Annotated in this window: 13 protein-coding genes, 1 tRNA gene and 1 other RNA gene; 7 read left to right on the top strand and 8 right to left on the bottom strand. The window is 52.2% G+C overall.

The window, feature by feature from the left end:
• The first annotated feature begins 39 nt into the window (after positions 1-39).
• Positions 40-2,709, top strand: coding sequence for a bifunctional acetaldehyde-CoA/alcohol dehydrogenase (gene adhE, locus EYY67_RS08550; RefSeq protein ID WP_119827368.1), 2,670 nt, complete (start codon positions 40-42; stop codon positions 2,707-2,709).
• A 91-nt stretch (positions 2,710-2,800) separates the two neighbouring features.
• On the opposite strand, the gene EYY67_RS08545 is transcribed toward adhE, so the two are convergent.
• Positions 2,801-3,409: a thymidine kinase gene (locus EYY67_RS08545; protein WP_131693316.1), complete on the bottom strand. Its 609-nt coding sequence runs from the start codon at positions 3,407-3,409 to the stop codon at positions 2,801-2,803.
• 622 nt (positions 3,410-4,031) lie between these two features.
• Between EYY67_RS08545 and hns the strand changes: the two genes are divergently transcribed.
• Entirely contained in the window at positions 4,032-4,439 is a 408-nt protein-coding gene (gene hns, locus EYY67_RS08540; RefSeq protein ID WP_013575950.1) for a histone-like nucleoid-structuring protein H-NS, read from the top strand.
• A 208-nt stretch (positions 4,440-4,647) separates the two neighbouring features.
• Here the strand turns inward: hns and EYY67_RS08535 are convergent, their stop codons facing one another.
• The 4 genes from EYY67_RS08535 to rssA form a co-directional block, all read right to left on the bottom strand.
• Positions 4,648-5,655 carry an NAD-dependent epimerase gene (locus EYY67_RS08535; RefSeq protein WP_095921638.1) on the bottom strand — a complete coding sequence of 336 codons (1,008 nt, stop codon included), beginning with the start codon at positions 5,653-5,655 and terminating at the stop codon, positions 4,648-4,650.
• Between the two features lie 9 nt (positions 5,656-5,664).
• Positions 5,665-7,008: a UDP-glucose dehydrogenase family protein gene (locus EYY67_RS08530; protein WP_095921637.1), complete on the bottom strand. Its 1,344-nt coding sequence runs from the start codon at positions 7,006-7,008 to the stop codon at positions 5,665-5,667.
• A 216-nt stretch (positions 7,009-7,224) separates the two neighbouring features.
• Positions 7,225-8,238 (bottom strand): two-component system response regulator RssB, encoded by a 1,014-nt coding sequence (gene rssB / locus EYY67_RS08525; protein ID WP_131693315.1) that lies wholly within the window; start codon positions 8,236-8,238, stop codon positions 7,225-7,227.
• A 96-nt stretch (positions 8,239-8,334) separates the two neighbouring features.
• Positions 8,335-9,246: a patatin-like phospholipase RssA gene (gene rssA, locus EYY67_RS08520; RefSeq protein ID WP_095921635.1), complete on the bottom strand. Its 912-nt coding sequence runs from the start codon at positions 9,244-9,246 to the stop codon at positions 8,335-8,337.
• Positions 9,247-9,394: 148 nt separating this feature from the next.
• Between rssA and EYY67_RS08515 the strand changes: the two genes are divergently transcribed.
• The 4 genes from EYY67_RS08515 to EYY67_RS08500 all read left to right on the top strand — a co-directional run bounded on the left by EYY67_RS08515 (position 9,395) and on the right by EYY67_RS08500 (position 11,221).
• Positions 9,395-9,859: a YchJ family protein gene (locus EYY67_RS08515; RefSeq protein WP_131693314.1), complete on the top strand. Its 465-nt coding sequence runs from the start codon at positions 9,395-9,397 to the stop codon at positions 9,857-9,859.
• Positions 9,860-9,902: 43 nt separating this feature from the next.
• Complete coding sequence (gene purU / locus EYY67_RS08510) at positions 9,903-10,751, top strand: formyltetrahydrofolate deformylase (protein ID WP_013575956.1); 849 nt, start codon at positions 9,903-9,905, stop codon at positions 10,749-10,751.
• A gap of 212 nt (positions 10,752-10,963) precedes the next feature.
• Positions 10,964-11,048, top strand: a tRNA-Tyr gene (locus EYY67_RS08505).
• A 43-nt stretch (positions 11,049-11,091) separates the two neighbouring features.
• Positions 11,092-11,221: non-coding RNA, RtT sRNA (locus EYY67_RS08500), on the top strand.
• Positions 11,222-11,271: 50 nt separating this feature from the next.
• On the opposite strand, the gene EYY67_RS08495 is transcribed toward EYY67_RS08500, so the two are convergent.
• The 3 genes from EYY67_RS08495 to EYY67_RS08485 are packed head-to-tail and all read right to left on the bottom strand — an operon-like array spanning position 11,272 to position 15,691.
• The gene (locus tag EYY67_RS08495) at positions 11,272-13,104 is read right to left on the bottom strand and encodes an ABC transporter ATP-binding protein (protein WP_131693313.1); all 1,833 of its coding nucleotides are present in this window, start codon (positions 13,102-13,104) and stop codon (positions 11,272-11,274) included.
• Position 13,105: 1 nt separating this feature from the next.
• Positions 13,106-14,539, bottom strand: a complete 1,434-nt coding sequence (locus tag EYY67_RS08490; protein ID WP_131693312.1) for a M81 family metallopeptidase — start codon at positions 14,537-14,539, stop codon at positions 13,106-13,108.
• 12 nt (positions 14,540-14,551) lie between these two features.
• Positions 14,552-15,691: an ROK family transcriptional regulator gene (locus EYY67_RS08485; protein WP_095921631.1), complete on the bottom strand. Its 1,140-nt coding sequence runs from the start codon at positions 15,689-15,691 to the stop codon at positions 14,552-14,554.
• 234 nt (positions 15,692-15,925) lie between these two features.
• On the opposite strand from EYY67_RS08485, the gene EYY67_RS08480 reads away from it, so the two are divergent.
• Complete coding sequence (locus EYY67_RS08480) at positions 15,926-17,470, top strand: ABC transporter substrate-binding protein (protein WP_131693311.1); 1,545 nt, start codon at positions 15,926-15,928, stop codon at positions 17,468-17,470.
• Positions 17,471-17,478: the final 8 nt, after the last annotated feature.

Raw genomic sequence — 17,478 nt, 5'->3', positions numbered from 1 at the left:
TTATTTACTAAAAGAGTTTAACTTTATCAGGAGAGCATTATGGCTGTAACAAATGTCGCTGAACTGAACGCACTCGTCGCTCGGGTCAAAAAAGCACAGCGCGAATATGCCAACTTCAGTCAAGAGCAAGTCGATAAGATTTTCGCTGCCGCCGCCCTGGCTGCTGCCGATTCTCGAATTCTGCTGGCGAAACTGGCTGTTGAAGAATCCGGAATGGGTATCGTCGAAGACAAAGTGATTAAAAACCACTTCGCCTCTGAATATATCTACAATGCCTACAAAGATGAAAAAACCTGTGGCATCCTGGGTCAGGATGACACTTTCGGTACCATCACCATTGCAGAGCCAATTGGTCTGATTTGCGGTATCGTTCCGACTACTAACCCAACTTCTACTGCGATTTTCAAAGCGCTTATCAGCCTGAAAACCCGTAACGGCATCATCTTCTCCCCACACCCACGTGCTAAAAATGCAACGAACAAAGCTGCGGATATTGTCCTGCAAGCTGCCATCGCTGCGGGTGCGCCAAAAGACATCATCGGCTGGATTGATGAACCAAGTGTAGAACTGTCTAACCAGTTAATGCATCACCCTGACCTGAACCTGATTCTGGCAACAGGCGGCCCGGGCATGGTGAAAGCAGCTTACAGCTCTGGTAAACCAGCCATCGGCGTTGGCGCGGGTAACACCCCGGTTGTCGTTGATGAAACTGCAGATATCAAACGTGTCGTGGCTTCCGTTCTGATGTCCAAAACCTTCGATAACGGCGTTATCTGTGCGTCTGAACAGTCCATTATCGTGGTTGAATCTGCTTACAACGCAGTTCGCGAACGTTTCGCTTCCCACGGTGGCTACATGCTGCAAGGGAAAGAACTGAAAGCGGTTTCAGACATCATCCTGAAAAACGGCGGCCTGAATGCGGCAATCGTGGGTCAGCCAGCGGTGAAAATTGCTGAAATGGCCGGCATCAAAGTGCCAGCAAATACCAAAGTGCTTATCGGTGAAGTCAGTGTTGTTGACGAATCTGAACCCTTCGCACATGAAAAACTGTCCCCTACCCTCGCGATGTACCGCGCGAAGAATTTTGAAGATGCGGTCTCTAAAGCAGAGAAACTGGTAGAAATGGGCGGTATCGGTCACACCTCTTGTCTGTACACTGACCAGGACAACCAACCAGAACGTGTTAACTATTTTGGCAACAAAATGAAGACAGCACGTATTCTGATTAACACCCCGGCTTCTCAGGGTGGTATCGGTGACCTGTACAACTTCAAACTTGCTCCTTCTCTGACGCTGGGTTGCGGTTCATGGGGTGGTAACTCCATCTCTGAAAACGTCGGTCCTAAACACTTGATCAACAAGAAAACTGTAGCGAAGCGAGCAGAAAACATGTTGTGGCATAAACTTCCGAAATCTATCTACTTCCGTCGTGGCTCTCTGCCAATCGCACTGGAAGAAGTGGCGACCGATGGAGCAAAACGCGCCTTCATCGTGACTGACCGCTACCTGTTCAATAACGGTTACGCTGACCAGATCACCAGTGTTCTGAAAGGCCACGGTATTGAAACTGAAGTCTTCTTCGAAGTGGAAGCGGATCCAACACTGAGCATTGTTCGTAAAGGTGCTGAGCAGATGAACTCCTTCAAACCAGACGTCATCATTGCGCTGGGTGGTGGTTCACCGATGGATGCGGCCAAAATCATGTGGGTTCTGTACGAACATCCGGACACTCAGTTTGAAGATCTGGCTCTGCGCTTTATGGATATCCGTAAACGTATCTACAAGTTCCCGAAAATGGGCGTGAAAGCGAAAATGATCGCTGTCACTACCACTTCAGGTACTGGTTCAGAAGTCACACCGTTCGCTGTGGTGACTGACGATGCGACAGGTCAGAAATACCCACTGGCTGACTATGCGCTGACCCCGGACATGGCTATCGTTGATGCCAACCTGGTCATGAACATGCCGAAATCACTTTGTGCTTTCGGTGGTCTGGATGCGGTGACTCACGCACTGGAAGCGTACGTTTCTGTACTGGCAAACGAATATTCAGATGGTCAGGCTCTGCAGGCGCTTAAACTGCTGAAAGAAAACCTGCCAGCCAGCTACAAAGATGGCGCTAAAAATCCGGTTGCCCGTGAACGTGTTCACAACGCGGCGACTATCGCAGGTATCGCGTTTGCTAACGCCTTCCTTGGGGTTTGTCACTCAATGGCCCACAAACTGGGTTCTGAGTTCCACATTCCACACGGCCTGGCTAACGCCATGTTGATTTCCAACGTTATCCGTTATAACGCCAACGATAACCCAACTAAACAGACTGCTTTCAGTCAGTATGACCGCCCTCAGGCGCGTCGTCGTTACGCAGAAGTTGCCGACCATTTAGGTCTGGGCGCACCTGGTGACCGTACTGCACAGAAAATCCAGAAACTGCTGGCATGGTTGGATGAAATCAAAGCGGAACTGGGTATCCCAACCTCAATCCGCGAAGCAGGCGTTCAGGAAGCTGACTTCCTGGCTAAAGTAGACAAACTGTCTGAAGATGCTTTCGATGACCAGTGTACCGGTGCTAACCCACGTTACCCACTGATTGCTGAGCTGAAACAGATCCTGATGGATACTTACTACGGCCGTGAATTCAGCGAAGATGTGGCAGAAGAAGTGGTTATTCCTGCGCCAAAAGCTGAAAAGAAAACCAGCAAAAAATAATCTGCTGAGATTCTGATAGTAAAAAACCCGCTGAAAAGGCGGGTTTTTTTATGCGTCATACTGACAATGCTGACAGGGGATTTTAAAAGCCTCAGAGAAGCGGGTCATTATCCTTTATGTCTAACGCGGCCATCGCTTCCTTGTAGTGTCTGCGACACACAGACACATAGCTTTCATCCCCCCCGATAACGACCTGTGCACCATCGTGCAGAGCATTGCCCTTTTCATCGAGTCTCAGGTTGCGGTTTGCCTTACGGCCACAATGGCAGATGGTTTTAAGCTCCACCAGCTTATCCGCCCACGCCAGCAAATATTCGCTGCCTTCGAAAAGCTCCCCACGAAAATCTGTGCGTAAGCCATAACAGAGCACCGGCACGTCTAAATCATCCACCACATCCGTGAGCTGTGAAACCTGAGTCTTAGTAAGGAACTGACACTCATCAATCAGGACGCAACTCAGACGCTGTGAACGGTTCTCCTGAGCGACCAGGTTAAAGAGTTCAGTCTCTTTATTGTAGAGTTCTGCAGGCGATGACAGGCCGATGCGTGAACTGACTTTGCCCACACCAAAGCGGTGGTCTAATTCGGCAGTGAGTACCAGCGTGCGCATACCACGTTCTTGATAATTATATGAAGATTGCAACAACGAGGTGGATTTACCGGCATTCATCGCCGAGTAATAGAAATAAAGCTGAGCCATGAAGGAGTGACCCCATAAAGTAATGGATGGCGTAAATTTTCGGTGTGCATTGTACCACATGCCCGGCAGTCGATAACAACGCGCGTCATCTGGGTAATCCGCAACGGATACAACCGTCTCATTTAAAAAAATCACAGAAACTTACAATCAAAAATTATAATGGCATGGAACAATATCTTGTTATCACCTCGCCTCAATACCCGTAAAGACCGCATTTCTTATATGCAAATACCGCAGGGTTATTGGTTTGTCTATACATTCATCCTGATGAATAGAATGCTTTATCACAGAGAGGCTTTTGTGGCAGCGCGGCCTTAGTGCCCTGTTTTTCCATATCCTTACATAACATAACTTCACTTTGCGTTTAAATTTGTGAACAATCGCAGGCTTATAAAACAGCATACGTAACGCAACAATTACCCCCGACTGAGTATTGAAAATAGGGTAATCCCCCTCAGATAAATAGCGTGAATGGACCTGGCTATATTTACCCTTCCGGAAACGTTATTTGCTTTAAATGCGTAAATTAAGGTCAGGTAAACAAATTGGCTATTGCAGAATACAGAAGAGCATTCTATTATTAGCCAAACGCCCCCCACCAATATAATTTGAGACTAGTATAATGAGCGAAGCATTAAAGATTCTGAACAACATCCGTACTCTGCGCGCGCAAGCGAGAGAATGCACTCTGGAAACTCTGGAAGAGATGCTGGAAAAATTAGAAGTTGTTGTGAACGAGCGTCGCGAAGAAGATTCTCAGGCAGCTGCTGAGATTGAAGAGCGTACCCGTAAACTGCAACAATACCGCGAAATGCTGATTGCTGACGGCATCGATCCAAATGAATTGCTGCAAACTATGGCAGCGACTAAAGCAACCGGTAAAGCTAAACGTGCTGCACGTCCGGCTAAATACAAATACGTTGATGAAAACGGCGAAAACAAAACCTGGACCGGCCAGGGCCGTACTCCAGCCGTGATCAAAAAAGCAATCGAAGAGCAAGGCAAATCACTGGACGATTTCCTGCTGTAATTGCCCGTATTAACCCTCGAGTTAATACTAAAAAGCCCATCTTTATGATGGGCTTTTTGTTTTTAATAGGCTGTCATATTCTTCTGACAAATACAAAAAATGCAGATAAAACACCCGCTACCGTCATGGAATAAATATCCATAAGATTTAACTGATTCCATAAAAAAAGGCCGCATCAGCGACCTTTCAGTAAGCAAAACATCCCGACTTACACCTGATAAAAGTCCCGATACCAGTCAACAAAACGCTGTACGCCCTGCTCTACCGGCGTCTCAGGCTTAAAGTTAATGGCTTTGGATAATGGCGCAGTATCCGCACTGGTTTCGTGTACATCGCCGGGTTGCATTGGCAGCATATTCTTCGCTGCTTCAATTCCTAACGCTTTTTCCAGCGCACTGATATACGTCATCAGCTTCACCGGATTGCTATTCCCAATGTTATACACGCAATACGGTGCTGAACTGCTGGCCGGGGAACCGTTCTCCACCGTCCAGTCAGGATCAGCCTGCGGAATAACGTTTTGCAAACGAACAATGGCTTCGGCGATATCGTCGATATAAGTGAAGTCGCGACGCATTTCACCGTGGTTATAAACATCAATGCTCTGACCCGCCAGTATTGCTTTGGTGAACTTAAACAAAGCCATATCAGGGCGTCCCCACGGACCGTATACGGTAAAGAAACGTAATCCGGTGGTAGGTAAGCTATAAAGATGTGAATAGGTGTGAGCCATTAATTCATTGGCTTTTTTGGTCGCCGCATACAACGAAACAGGATGGTCTACAGAATCATCCGTCGAAAAAGGCTGTTTTTTGTTCAGACCATAAACTGAACTGGATGAGGCATAAAGCAAATGCCCCACCTTATTATGGCGACAGCCCTCGAGAACGTTAACAAATCCTGTCAGGTTTGAATCAGCATAAGCCAGAGGATTTTCGATTGAATATCGGACACCCGCCTGCGCCGCTAAATGGATAACACGTTCAAAACGCTGTTCAGCAAACAATGCCGCCATACCCTCGCGATCAGCCAAATCCAGCTTAATAAACTCAAAGCCGTCTTTATTTTCCAGCTGCGCCAGGCGGGCAAGTTTCAGATTGACGTCATAATAGTCGTTCAGGTTATCAATGCCGATAACAGAATGACCGGCCGCCAACAAACGTTGTGACACATAGAAGCCAATAAAGCCCGCCGCGCCGGTGACCAGATATTTCATGAAAACTCCTTACAAAACGGGATTGATTGATGCGCCACGGCCGATGCCGTAGTAAGTAAATCCGCGTTTTTCCAAACGTTCAGGATCGAATAAATTGCGACCGTCGAAGATAACCGGTTCTTTTAAAGCTTTTTTGATCACATCGAAATCCGGGGCGCGGAAACTCTGCCACTCAGTACAAATAATCAGCGCATCAGCATTCTGTAACGCGGATTCTTTGGTGCCCATCAATTCCAGATCATCACGGTGACCGTAAATACGCTGGGTTTCATTCATGGCTTCCGGATCGTAAGCTTTTACTTTTGCGCCTGCAGCCCAGAGCTGTTCCATTAATACACGGCTGGATGCTTCACGCATGTCGTCGGTATTAGGTTTAAAGGAAAGGCCCCACAGAGCGAACGTTTTGCCTTTCAGATCCTCGCCAAAATGGCGCTGAATGAACGCGGGCAGTTTATATTTTTGCTGATAATTCACCTGCTCCACAGCCTGCAGCAGTTTTGGCTGATAGCCAATATGCTCAGCAGTGCGGATCAGCGCCTGCACATCTTTAGGGAAGCAGGAGCCGCCATAGCCACAGCCAGGGTAAATGAAGTGGTAGCCAATGCGGGAGTCTGAACCGATGCCCTGACGCACTTTCTCAATATCCGCGCCCAGCATCTCTGCCAGATTGGACATTTCGTTCATGAAGCTGATTTTGGTTGCCAGCATGCAGTTCGCCGCATATTTGGTCAGCTCAGCACTGCGGATATCCATCAGAATCATGCGATCGTGATTACGGTTAAAGGGTTCGTAGAGTTCACGGATCGGGTCGATGGCATCCGGGTTATCCGTACCGATGACGATACGCTCAGGTCGCATACAGTCAGCAACTGCGGCACCTTCTTTCAGGAATTCCGGGTTGGAGACCACATCGAAACTGATATCAACGCCGCGTTCTTTCAGTTTTTCTGCCATGACCGCGCGCACTTTATCCGCAGTACCGACAGGAACGGTTGACTTATCAATCACGACTTTAGGTTCAGTCATATGTTCAGCAATGGTACGCGCCACCGCAGTCACATATTTCAGGTCAGCAGAACCGTCTTCATCCGGCGGAGTTCCCACGGCGATAAACTGGACCGTTGCATGCGCCACGCCTTCAGCCGCATTGGTGCTGAACAGCAGACGCCCTGCTTCATAGTTGCGCTGAACCAGTGGAGTCAGGCCTGGTTCGAAAATTGGAATCTGCCCGTTTTTCAGGTTTTCTACTTTCTTTGCATCCACATCGATGCACAATACTTCATGCCCGACTTCTGCAAGAACCGCAGCCTGAACAAGTCCTACGTAACCGATACCAAAAACTGTTACTTTCATCAGCGAATTCCTATTTGTTTTGTCCAAACAACATAAATTACCGTTCTAGAATTTTCCGCACGCATTATACCAGTTTCACACAGGAGTGCGCCTGCAAAGGCATATTTTGCATTAAGATAGGTCTTAGAAGATTGAAATGGAAAATGCAGGCCTAATAACGTGCAGAAAAAATACTCAATATTATTAACGTATTATTATCAACAACAATAAATCCGCTCATTCTACAGACAGCATTAATCTCAGACGCCCACCCGATCCCCAGACCTGACACTGCCAGGCATCACATTTCTGACTGATTTGATTGGAGTATGTCGCGCCGGTCGTTCCCAGCGGGACACCGTTACTGAGCTGGATCATATTGCTGCCGGTAATGACGTTGGCATGTAAACCCGCAGAAACCAGAATGAGATTTTTGAAACCGGCGTGATAATAACCCAGCAGCAAAGGAAATTGCCCTTCCAGATTCGCCTGCTTGAATAAATGATTGACCTGTTTGAGCAGCGTAGACATCTGCGGCAATCGCTGATTCTGATTGCTTAAATGCTCACGTAATAAGCTGTTAAAGATTGCGCGTAACAATAAAGCGGCAAGCACACCATTTTCACTGGCGCGGGTGACGTCCAGACAATAGAAGCCCAGATCTTTGGAAGACAGCGCGGCAATATCCAGCACCAGCCCCGGATTTTCCGCACTGGTCAGCTGACGGTAATTAATGCGGCAATGCGCCAGCGTCTGCTGAACCGGCGGCTGCAATTCCTGTAACAGGCGTTGTGCTTCGTTGGGATTACGGCACAGCGCCTCCCAGTCCTGCACCAGCGAACTCTCCTCCATCGCCTGGGATGAAAACAGCTTTGGGTATAAAGAAGAAAGTAAGGCTTCACGCAACCGGTTGAGATCGTTAATCGGTTTAAGCAGGACATCTTCTACACCGAGACGTAGCATAGAGGCGACATCGGTCATTTTGTCGGTGGCGGAGATCACCAGAACAGGAATTTTAATCCCCTGCAAGCGCAGATTTTCGACGAACTCCATGCCCCCCATTTCAGGCATGGCTAAATCACAGAGGATCAGATCAGGCGGGTAGTCTTCGACCAGAGACAAAGCCTCAAGACCATTTTCAGCTTCGGTAAAGGTGGCACCCAGTGAACTTACATAGCCAGCAAGTATGGATCGGAAAACGGCTTCGTCTTCAACGATGAGAATATGCTTGCTTGTAAGTGGCTTGTCCATCAGGGTCCCCCAGAATTTCTTATTCTAATAGTGGCTCATAAAGCCCGTTTTTGCTTGGCAGAATTGTCAGATTCATCCAAACACATTTTAAGCCGTTCAGAACTGTCTATTTTTTATCAGGGGCAGCAATTGCTCTCTTTGTTTTTCAACGGCAAGACGCCCCGCTTCGATGGCTTCTTCTGCCCGGTGGAAATCCAGCGTAGAAATTTGCGGACAATAGGGCTGAAGCAGCACATCAGGCGGATCGCCTGCCATGCGGTTACGCTTGAGCCGGTTTTCCAGCACCTGAATGGAGGTCGACATGATTTCCATCGCTGACGGACTGACATTCGGCTTGCGGGCATTTGGCCGGGTCAGACGCTGGCGGATCCGGTCACGCCAGCTCACTTCTTTGTCAGTATTCAGTGCTTCGCCGGTCGGCTGCACGGTCAGCAAATCCTGCTGCATCAGATGCGCATCATGCTGGAGATCGACCGCAATCACGATATCCGCGCCTAATGCCCGGGTCAGCGAGACCGGCACCGGGTTCACCACCGCGCCGTCCACCAGCCAGTAACCGTTGTGCCACACCGGTGCCAGCAACCCCGGCATACTGCACGAGGCGCGGATAGCCTCATGCAAATCCCCTTTGGTCAGCCACAACTCGCGTCCTGTACTCAGGTTGGTGGCGACGGCACCAAACTTCTTCGAACACTTCTCGAATTCATCGATGCGGATCAACTGCCCGACGGCGTTAAACACGCGCTCGCCGCGCAACAATCCTCCACGTTTCCAGGAGAAATCCATCAGCCGCAACACATCCCAGTAGCTGAAAGACCGCACCCAGCTTTCAATGGCCGGTAACCTGTTGCTGACATACGCCGCGCCGACCAGTGCGCCGACCGAACAACCGGCCACCACATCTATCTCTATATCCATTTCTTTCAGGGCATTGATCACCCCGATGTGCGCCCACCCTTTCGCCGCTCCCGAACCGAGGGCAAGACCAATGGTGACTTTTCTGCTCATCTGATGACCTTATATTGCACATAGCGTTAGAATCAGCGGGGAAGCGCGTTGTCACCCGGCGAGGTTGTTAGGTAACATATCGCTTTGGTGCATTCAATAGCGCAACCTGCGCTATTGAATGTGTAAGCCCTGCGAATCAGGAGTTTCCGTGTCAGAACTTTGCCCATGTTGCAGCCATCTTCCTTACGAAGAATGTTGCCAGCCATACATTTCTGAGACCCGCGTGGCGCCGACACCGTCCGCGCTGATGCGATCACGCTACACTGCTTACGTCCTGAAAAATGCGAGTTATCTGATCGCCACCTGGCACCCGGATTGTCAACCCGAACAATGGCGTGACAGTTTACAGGAAGGCTTTGCCAGCACGCACTGGCAGGGTTTGCAGGTGATCAGCCAGTCGGAAGGACGCGATGCGAATGAAGGATTCGTTGAGTTTGCGGCGCGATTTACCGAAACCGGCAGCGACTCCCTTCATTTGATCCACGAGCGTTCGCGATTTCTTCGTTTGAAAGATCGCTGGTACTATATCGACGGAATTAAACCGCAGACAGGCCGCAACGACGCCTGCCCGTGCGGGTCGGGTAAAAAATATAAGAAGTGCTGCGGTAAATAATTCAACCGTATTATTTTAAGTCTTGGACAGGATCCACTCCCTCATGCCGCAACAGAACGTACAAACCAAGGTATTACGCACCATTTGCCCTGATGCAAAAGGTCTGATCGCCAAAATTACCAACATTTGCTACAAGCACGAACTGAACATCGTGCAGAACAACGAATTCGTGGATCACCGCACCGGACGTTTCTTTATGCGTACCGAGCTGGAAGGGATCTTCAACGACACCACCCTGCTCGCCGATCTCGACAGCGCGCTGCCTGCGGGTTCCGTGCGTGAACTGAACAGCACCGGTCGTCGCCGTATCGTGATCCTGGTGACCAAAGAAGCCCATTGTCTGGGTGATCTGCTGATGAAAGCTGCGTATGGCGGACTGGATGTGGAAATTGCGGCGGTGATCGGCAACCACGATACCCTGCAAACGTTGGTGGAACGCTTTGATATTCCGTTCCATCTGGTGAGCCACGACGGTCTGACCCGCGAACAGCACGACAGCGCGATGATTGCGCAAATCGACCAGTATCAGCCTGATTATGTGGTTCTCGCGAAATACATGCGTGTGCTGACACCGGGCTTTGTGCAGCATTATCCGCATCAGGTGATCAACATTCACCACTCGTTCCTGCCTGCCTTTATTGGCGCACGTCCGTACCATCAGGCGTATGAGCGGGGTGTGAAGCTGATTGGTGCCACGGCGCATTACGTTAATGACAATCTGGATGAAGGCCCGATCATCATGCAGGACGTGATTAACGTCGATCACACCTATACCGCCGAAGATATGATGCGTGCCGGGCGTGACGTTGAGAAAAACGTGCTCAGCCGCGCGTTATACCGTGTGCTGGCACAACGCGTGTTTGTTTACGGAAACCGTACCGTCATTCTGTAATCCGCGTCCTGACGGTGTTTTTCGCTCAGAGAAACACCGTTAAGGGCAAAAAAACCGCAAACAAACTTTATTATCGCTTTCAGCGCTTTACACCTTCGGCTTATTTGGTATTATGCGCCCCGTTCGCAGCTAACCGCTGCAGCGACAAAAATCATCCATGTAGCACATGATGATTTAGGCCAGAAGTAAGTAGTAAATGCCACAAAAGTTGTGGTGGGGTTCCCGAGCGGCCAAAGGGAGCAGACTGTAAATCTGCCGTCATCGACTTCGAAGGTTCGAATCCTTCCCCCACCACCATCTTCCAGATATTCCCGCCTCTTTCGAAAACTCCAAACCAAAATAAAAATACAAATCGGGAAGGATAGAGAACCTTCGACCCGAAGGTTTGAGCCGAGCGAAGCGAGACAGCGTTGCGCAGCAACGACCCGCAGGGCGAGGCCAAAGGCCGGGTCATCCTTCCCCCACCACCATCTTCCAGATTCATCCTCGAGTTTCTCTGTAGAAAAACCTTCCTGTTATATTAAATCTGAACAAAATGTCCTGCTGACACTTCCTGATACTGCCTTTGCGGTGGAATATAGCCGTTGTCGCGTACCGGACTTTTCAGTTCATCCACCTGCATTTGTCGTTTCAGCATTCTGCGCGACGGATCCGGCACCGGCACTGACGCCATCAGTTTGCGTGTGTACGGATGCTGCGGATTATCGAATATCGCCGCACGCGGGCCGATCTCCACAATCTCCCCGAGATACATCACCGCCACGCGATGACTCACCCTTTCGACCACCGCCATATCGTGCGAAATAAACAGATAAGACAGATTCATGCTTTCCTGCAAATCGAGCAGCAGATTCACCACCTGCGCTTTCACGGAGACATCCAGCGCAGAGACGGATTCATCGGCGACAATCACTTTCGGATCCAGTGTCAGGGCGCGCGCGATGCAAATCCGCTGGCGCTGACCGCCGGAAAACTCATGCGGAAAACGGCGCAGCATGTCCGGTGACAGCCCGACTTTTTGCAGCAGTGAAGCGGCTTTCTCTCTGGCATCACGGCGGTTGTGCAGTTTGTGTTGCAGCATCGGTTCGATCAGTGCGTCGCCAACGCGCATACGCGGGTTCAGGCTGGCAAACGGATCCTGAAAAATCATCTGGATACGCTGGCGCATCTGCAAAACGTCACGTTTTCCCAGATTCATCACATCAAAGCCATCAAAATCGATCGCCCCGCTGTGCGGTTTCAGCAGACGGGTTACCGCGCGGCCGGTGGTCGATTTCCCGCAACCTGATTCGCCGACCAGTGACAGCGTTTCGCCCTGAAATAAATCAAAGCTGATGTTTTCCACCGCATGCACCGCACCGACCTGGCGGCTGAAAATACCGCCATAAACCGGAAAACGGGCGCTGAGATTTTTCACCGACAGCAAAGGCGTCAGCCCTGTATCGACTGTTCCCGCCACTTCCTCCGGCACGCTCGCTTCACCGGTTTGCAGATTGATTTGCGGGAACCGTAACGGCCAGCCACGCCCCTGCATTGAGCCGAGTGTCGGTACGGCGGCCAGCAACGCGCGGGTATAAGGATGTTGCGGACGATGGAAAATATCCTCCGTCGCCCCGCTTTCCACGGCTTCACCGCGATACATCACCAGCGTGCGGTCAGCGATTTCCGCCACCACGCCCATATCGTGCGTGATAAACAGCACCGCCATGCCTTCTTCTTCCTGCAACGTTTTAATCAGATCCAGAATCTGTCCCTGAATGGTCACATCCAGCGCCGTGGTGGGTTCGTCGGCAATCAGTAATTTAGGTTTCAGCGCCAGCGCCATCGCAATCATCACGCGCTGGCGCATACCGCCGGAAAACTGATGGGGATATTCATCAAATCTTTTGGCCGCATTGGGAATGCGCACCTTTTCCAGCAACCGCAGTGTTTCCGCCCGCGCCTGCGCCGACGACATCCCGCGGTGCCGCTTCAGGCTCTCGGCAATCTGCCTGCCGATACTGAAAGTCGGGTTCAGCGAGGTCATTGGCTCCTGAAAAATCATCGCCATCTCGTTGCCGCGAATATCGCGCATCTGCTTATCCGAAAGGGTCAGCAAATTGCGCTGATTCAGCCAGACTTCGCCCTCAATCCGGCTGCTTTGCGCTTTCAGCAAACGCATCACTGACAGCGACGTCACGCTTTTCCCTGAGCCGGATTCCCCGACGATCGCCAGCGTTTCACCGGGATACACCTCAAAAGACACATCACGCACCACCGGCAGCCAGTCGTCATCGCCGCGAAACGAGGTGGTGAGATGCTTCACGCTCAGCACGGGCTGACGGTTTACAGGCTGTCCGGTGGTCTGGTTCATCTTATTTGCTCCTGGAGGAAAGTTGCACCTGCGGCACATAGCTGAAATCACGATCAAACGGGAAAGTTTTGCGCGGCTTGCGGTTGCGTGGCAGACGTTCGACAAACTGATCGACCACGCCGTTCGACAGCGCCATCAGGTTCGGGCTGGCAATCGGTGCCAGTTCCGGCGAAAGGTAACCGGATTTCACCACCACGATGTCTGCGTTATGCGGATCCAGTTCCAGCGCGGTGAAATCGCTGATGTTGTGATACGGACGGCGGCGCGCCGAGACCACCACATCAATTCCGCCGATGCGAAGCACGGCCTGACGGTCAGCCGGTGTCAGTGCGTCGAGCAGGAAAACCACGTCGAACTCGCCTTTCACCTGCGGGCTGGAATGATCAAGCGACGCGCCGAGTGTCAGCGTCAGTGTGGATCCCACACCGGCATTGAAGGCGGCATCCGTCGCCGGTGCATCGGCAATCCCGGCCACCAGGGTATTTTGTGCATACTGTTTGATCAGTTCCTGCAACACATCCGCGCGGTCACCTACGCCGCCACCGGTCGGATTATCGCCGGAATCCGCCAGCACCACCGGCCGCGTTTCACTGGCAATCGCCTTCTTCACACAGGCTTCCACCGTGTCAGTCTCACAACCAAACACAAAATCTTCCCGCGCGTCCCAGTAAGCCTGCGCGAGTTGAGTCGCCTGCTGTTCCAGCACAGCGCGGTCAGTGCCGGTCATGATCACCGCCGCCGTTGCCCGTGGCTCATCCGCCCAGACATAACCGACCATCAGCGAACTGTCCCACACGCCGTCAACTTCATCCATTTCAGGCAGACGGGCGTACAAACTTTTCGCCGGTTCATCTTCCGTGCTGGTGCGCTCGCCCGGTAACACCACCGGTACCGGCACCCACAGCAACGTCGGTTTCACGCCGGTTTGCAGATGCTTAACCAGCATGGCGACAGAACGACGCATGGTTTCTTCCACGTCGATATGCGGCGCGGTGCGGTAGGTCGAAAACATATCGATGGCATCAATAATGCGCTGCGAGACATTGCCGTGCAGATCGTAACTGACGCTGATCGGGCAATCCGGCCCGACGGCCTTACGGGCGGCGGCAATCCAGTCACCTTCGGCATCTTCCAGCCCTTCAACATACATCGCGCCGTGCATCGCCAGATACACGCCGTCAAACGGCTTTTGCGCCTCTAATCCTGCCAGCATTTCCGCTTTGAATTTATCGTAAGTCGCCCGCGCGACCGGGCCACCGGCAATGGCGCGGGCGTGGATTGTCGGTAAAAACGTCGCCGGATAATCCTGCAAAAAACGAAAACGCGGCGATGCCAGTAACTGCGCATCGCGCACGACGGTAAAATCCTTTTCCTCATTAAGCACCGGATTGTAAGTGCTGCATTCAATATGGATACCGCTGACCGCTATACGCATGTTGCTCATTCCTCAGACAGGCTTCAGACCGACCAGAAAGCGGTGTGCGGCAATACTCGCCGCCGCGCGCGCCCAGGTGTCGTCGTTTAGGGTAAAAGTGCGAACCGGCGTTTTACCGGCATTGCCCGGCAGCACGTTGGCCTCCACAGACTGATGGACAACCGTGCCAAACAGCCCGGAAAAATCGGCGTCCTGATGGGCAATCAGGATCAGGTCCGGGTCATTGATTTGAATCAGATGCGATATGGCTAAACCCAGCGCAGAACCCGCGCGGTGCAGAATGCGGATGGCCGCCGTCTGGCCCTGCATGGCCAGCTGTTCCAGCCCGCCGATCGTCGTGGCCTCCAGCCCCTCCGTTTTCGCCATTTCGGCAATCGCATTGAGTGACGCCAGCGTGTCGAGGCAGCCGCGCTTGCCGCAGCGACACGGCGAGCCGTTCAGCTCCAGCGTACAGTGGGCGATTTCCCCCGCACCGCCATGCAAACCGCGATGCAACTGCCCGGCAATAAAATGCGCACTGCCAATCCCCGCGCCGTGGCTGACCAGCGTAAAGCTGCTGAGATCCCGCGCCTGACCGAAACTTTTCTCGCTCACCGCCAGTGCCTTGGCATCATTTTCAATGGCCACTTCCATGCCGGTGGCCTGCGAAATCAGCTTCGCCAGCGGCACATCCCGCCAGCCCAGCAGCGCCGACTGCACGCAGGTCGACTGATGTTCATCGATAAGACCAGAGAGCGTCACGCCCAACCCGACCAGCTTTTTTGCCGCCTCGGGATGAGGCTCAAGTAATGCCGGTAAGGCGCTGGCGATATTCGCTGCCAGCTGTTGCGGATCGGCATCGGCCGCAAAAGACACCCGCGAAAGGATTTCGCCGTGCAAATTGATCAGCGCCATCTGCGCCGGATTTTGCAGCAAAGAAACGCCGGCAAACCACGCCCCGTCGGGATGCACCACCAGCCTGACCGACGGTCTGCCCTGCCCGCTGCCCGGCACCGTTTCCGCTTCATGCAGAAAACCGGCCTCAATCATCTCGCGCACCACACCGCCGATCGCCGCCTTGCTCATTCCTGAGATTTGCGCCAGTTCGGTGCGGCTCAAATGGCCGGAGGCATTCACTGCGCCTAAAATCTGACGTTGCAAAGTTGTTAGCATATTCGTTTTGGCGCTCTCAGTTTTCGCTCATCTGCATTGACATTAAACGGTAGAAATGGATATATCAATGCTAATTAGTTCACAAAATAAACTAAATGTTGCGATATAAGTATTTCATATGAACTATTAATGAAATCTCTTTGTTAAAACAAACTGTGATTAAAACCGGCGTTTTAGCGAACCGGCAGACTGAGCCAGAGCCACTTCATCCGATTTTTACCCAGAGGGCAGAACATGAAGATTACCCGTTACATCCGGCGTCCCGTGCAGTTATCGCTGCTGAGCAGCGCACTTCTCGCCGTCTTTTCGCTGCCGGTGTTTGCCGCCACGCTGAACGTGATGCAAAACGAAGCGCCGCGCAGCATGGATCCGGGCAACCAGACCGCGACTTTTACCGGCACGGTGCTGGATCCGATGTATGAAGGCCTGCTGCGCATGTCACCACAACTGAAGCCGGAAGCGGCGCTGGCGACCTCCTGGAGCAGCGATGAAAGTGGTCTGGTGTGGACATTCAAACTGCGCAGCGGCGTGACTTTTCACGACGGCACGCCGTTTAACGCCGACGCGGTGGTCGCCAACTTTGCCCGCCATCTCGACACCAAACGCGGTCTGGCCGCCAGCGGACGTCTGCGCACCTTCCTCGACAGCGTGACCAAAACCGACGAGTCCACCGTCGTGTTCAAACTGAAAAAACCGTATCCGGCCTTCCTGAATTTACTGACCACCGGCGCCTGTCTGATGGTCAGTCCGGCGGCAGATAAAACCGGCACGCTGGACAGCAAAGCTGTCGGCACCGGCCCGTACAAAATGGTGCAATACAAAACCGGCGAATTCGTGCTGGAAGAAAAATATCCGGGCTACTGGGGCGATAAAGCCGCCGGGCCGGACGACATCAAATGGACCTGGAGCGCCGAGCCGTCCGTCATGAACATGGCCCTGCAGGCCGGTGAAGCCGACGTCATCAACCCTGTCCCTCCGCAATTTGCCCGTGTACTGAAAAACAATCCGAAATTCAGTCTGCATGAAAGCCCGGGAGCGGCCGTGTTCTGGGTCGCGCTGAATACCGACCTCAAACCGCTGAGCGATGTCCGCGTGCGCCAGGCACTGAACTACGCCACGGACCGCGACGGACTGGTGCGCGCCATTATGTCGGGCTTCGCACAACCGGCGAATTCCCCGCTGGCACCGGTCACCGCCGGTTATGACAAAACCCTGAACCCGTATCCGCTGGATCTGGCGAAAGCCAAAGCGTTGCTGAAAGAAGCAGGCGTTGCCGACGGCTTTACGATGTCAATTGCCGTGCAGGGTCAGGACGCGCGTATCGGTCAGGTGCTGCAAAGCATGTGGGCGAAAATCGGGGTGAAACTGGACGTGAAAATCATGGAAAGCGGCGTGTGGACGAAAGCCGCGTTTGCCGATCAGGCGGGTAAAAAGGCCGATAACACCGGCGCGGTGCTGGCGTCATGGTCTTCCGGCGCGAATGGCGCCGATCTGCAACTTCGTCCGCTTTACTACAGCAAAAGCTTCGCACCGGGCGGCGCGAATCTGGGCTTCTTCAGTGATGCAAAACTCGATGAAATGTTAGACAACGCGGCCTCGACACTGGATGAAAATACCCGCAATGCCATTTACGTCGATGCGCAGAAGGAGATTAACCAGCAGGCGCCGCAGGTTCTGTTGTATTACCAGAACGATTTGTATGCCACCGGCACCGGGGTATCGGGCGTCACCATGATCCCCGGCGGACAAATTGTGGTGAAAGATGCACAGAAAAAATAACCGCAGCA

The sequence above is a fragment of the Rahnella victoriana genome (genome assembly GCF_004330295.1).
In the GTDB taxonomy this organism is placed as follows: domain Bacteria; phylum Pseudomonadota; class Gammaproteobacteria; order Enterobacterales; family Enterobacteriaceae; genus Rahnella; species Rahnella victoriana.
The sequence above is the reverse complement of the archived record's forward strand: the minus strand, read 5'-3'. Positions and strand labels throughout refer to the sequence as shown.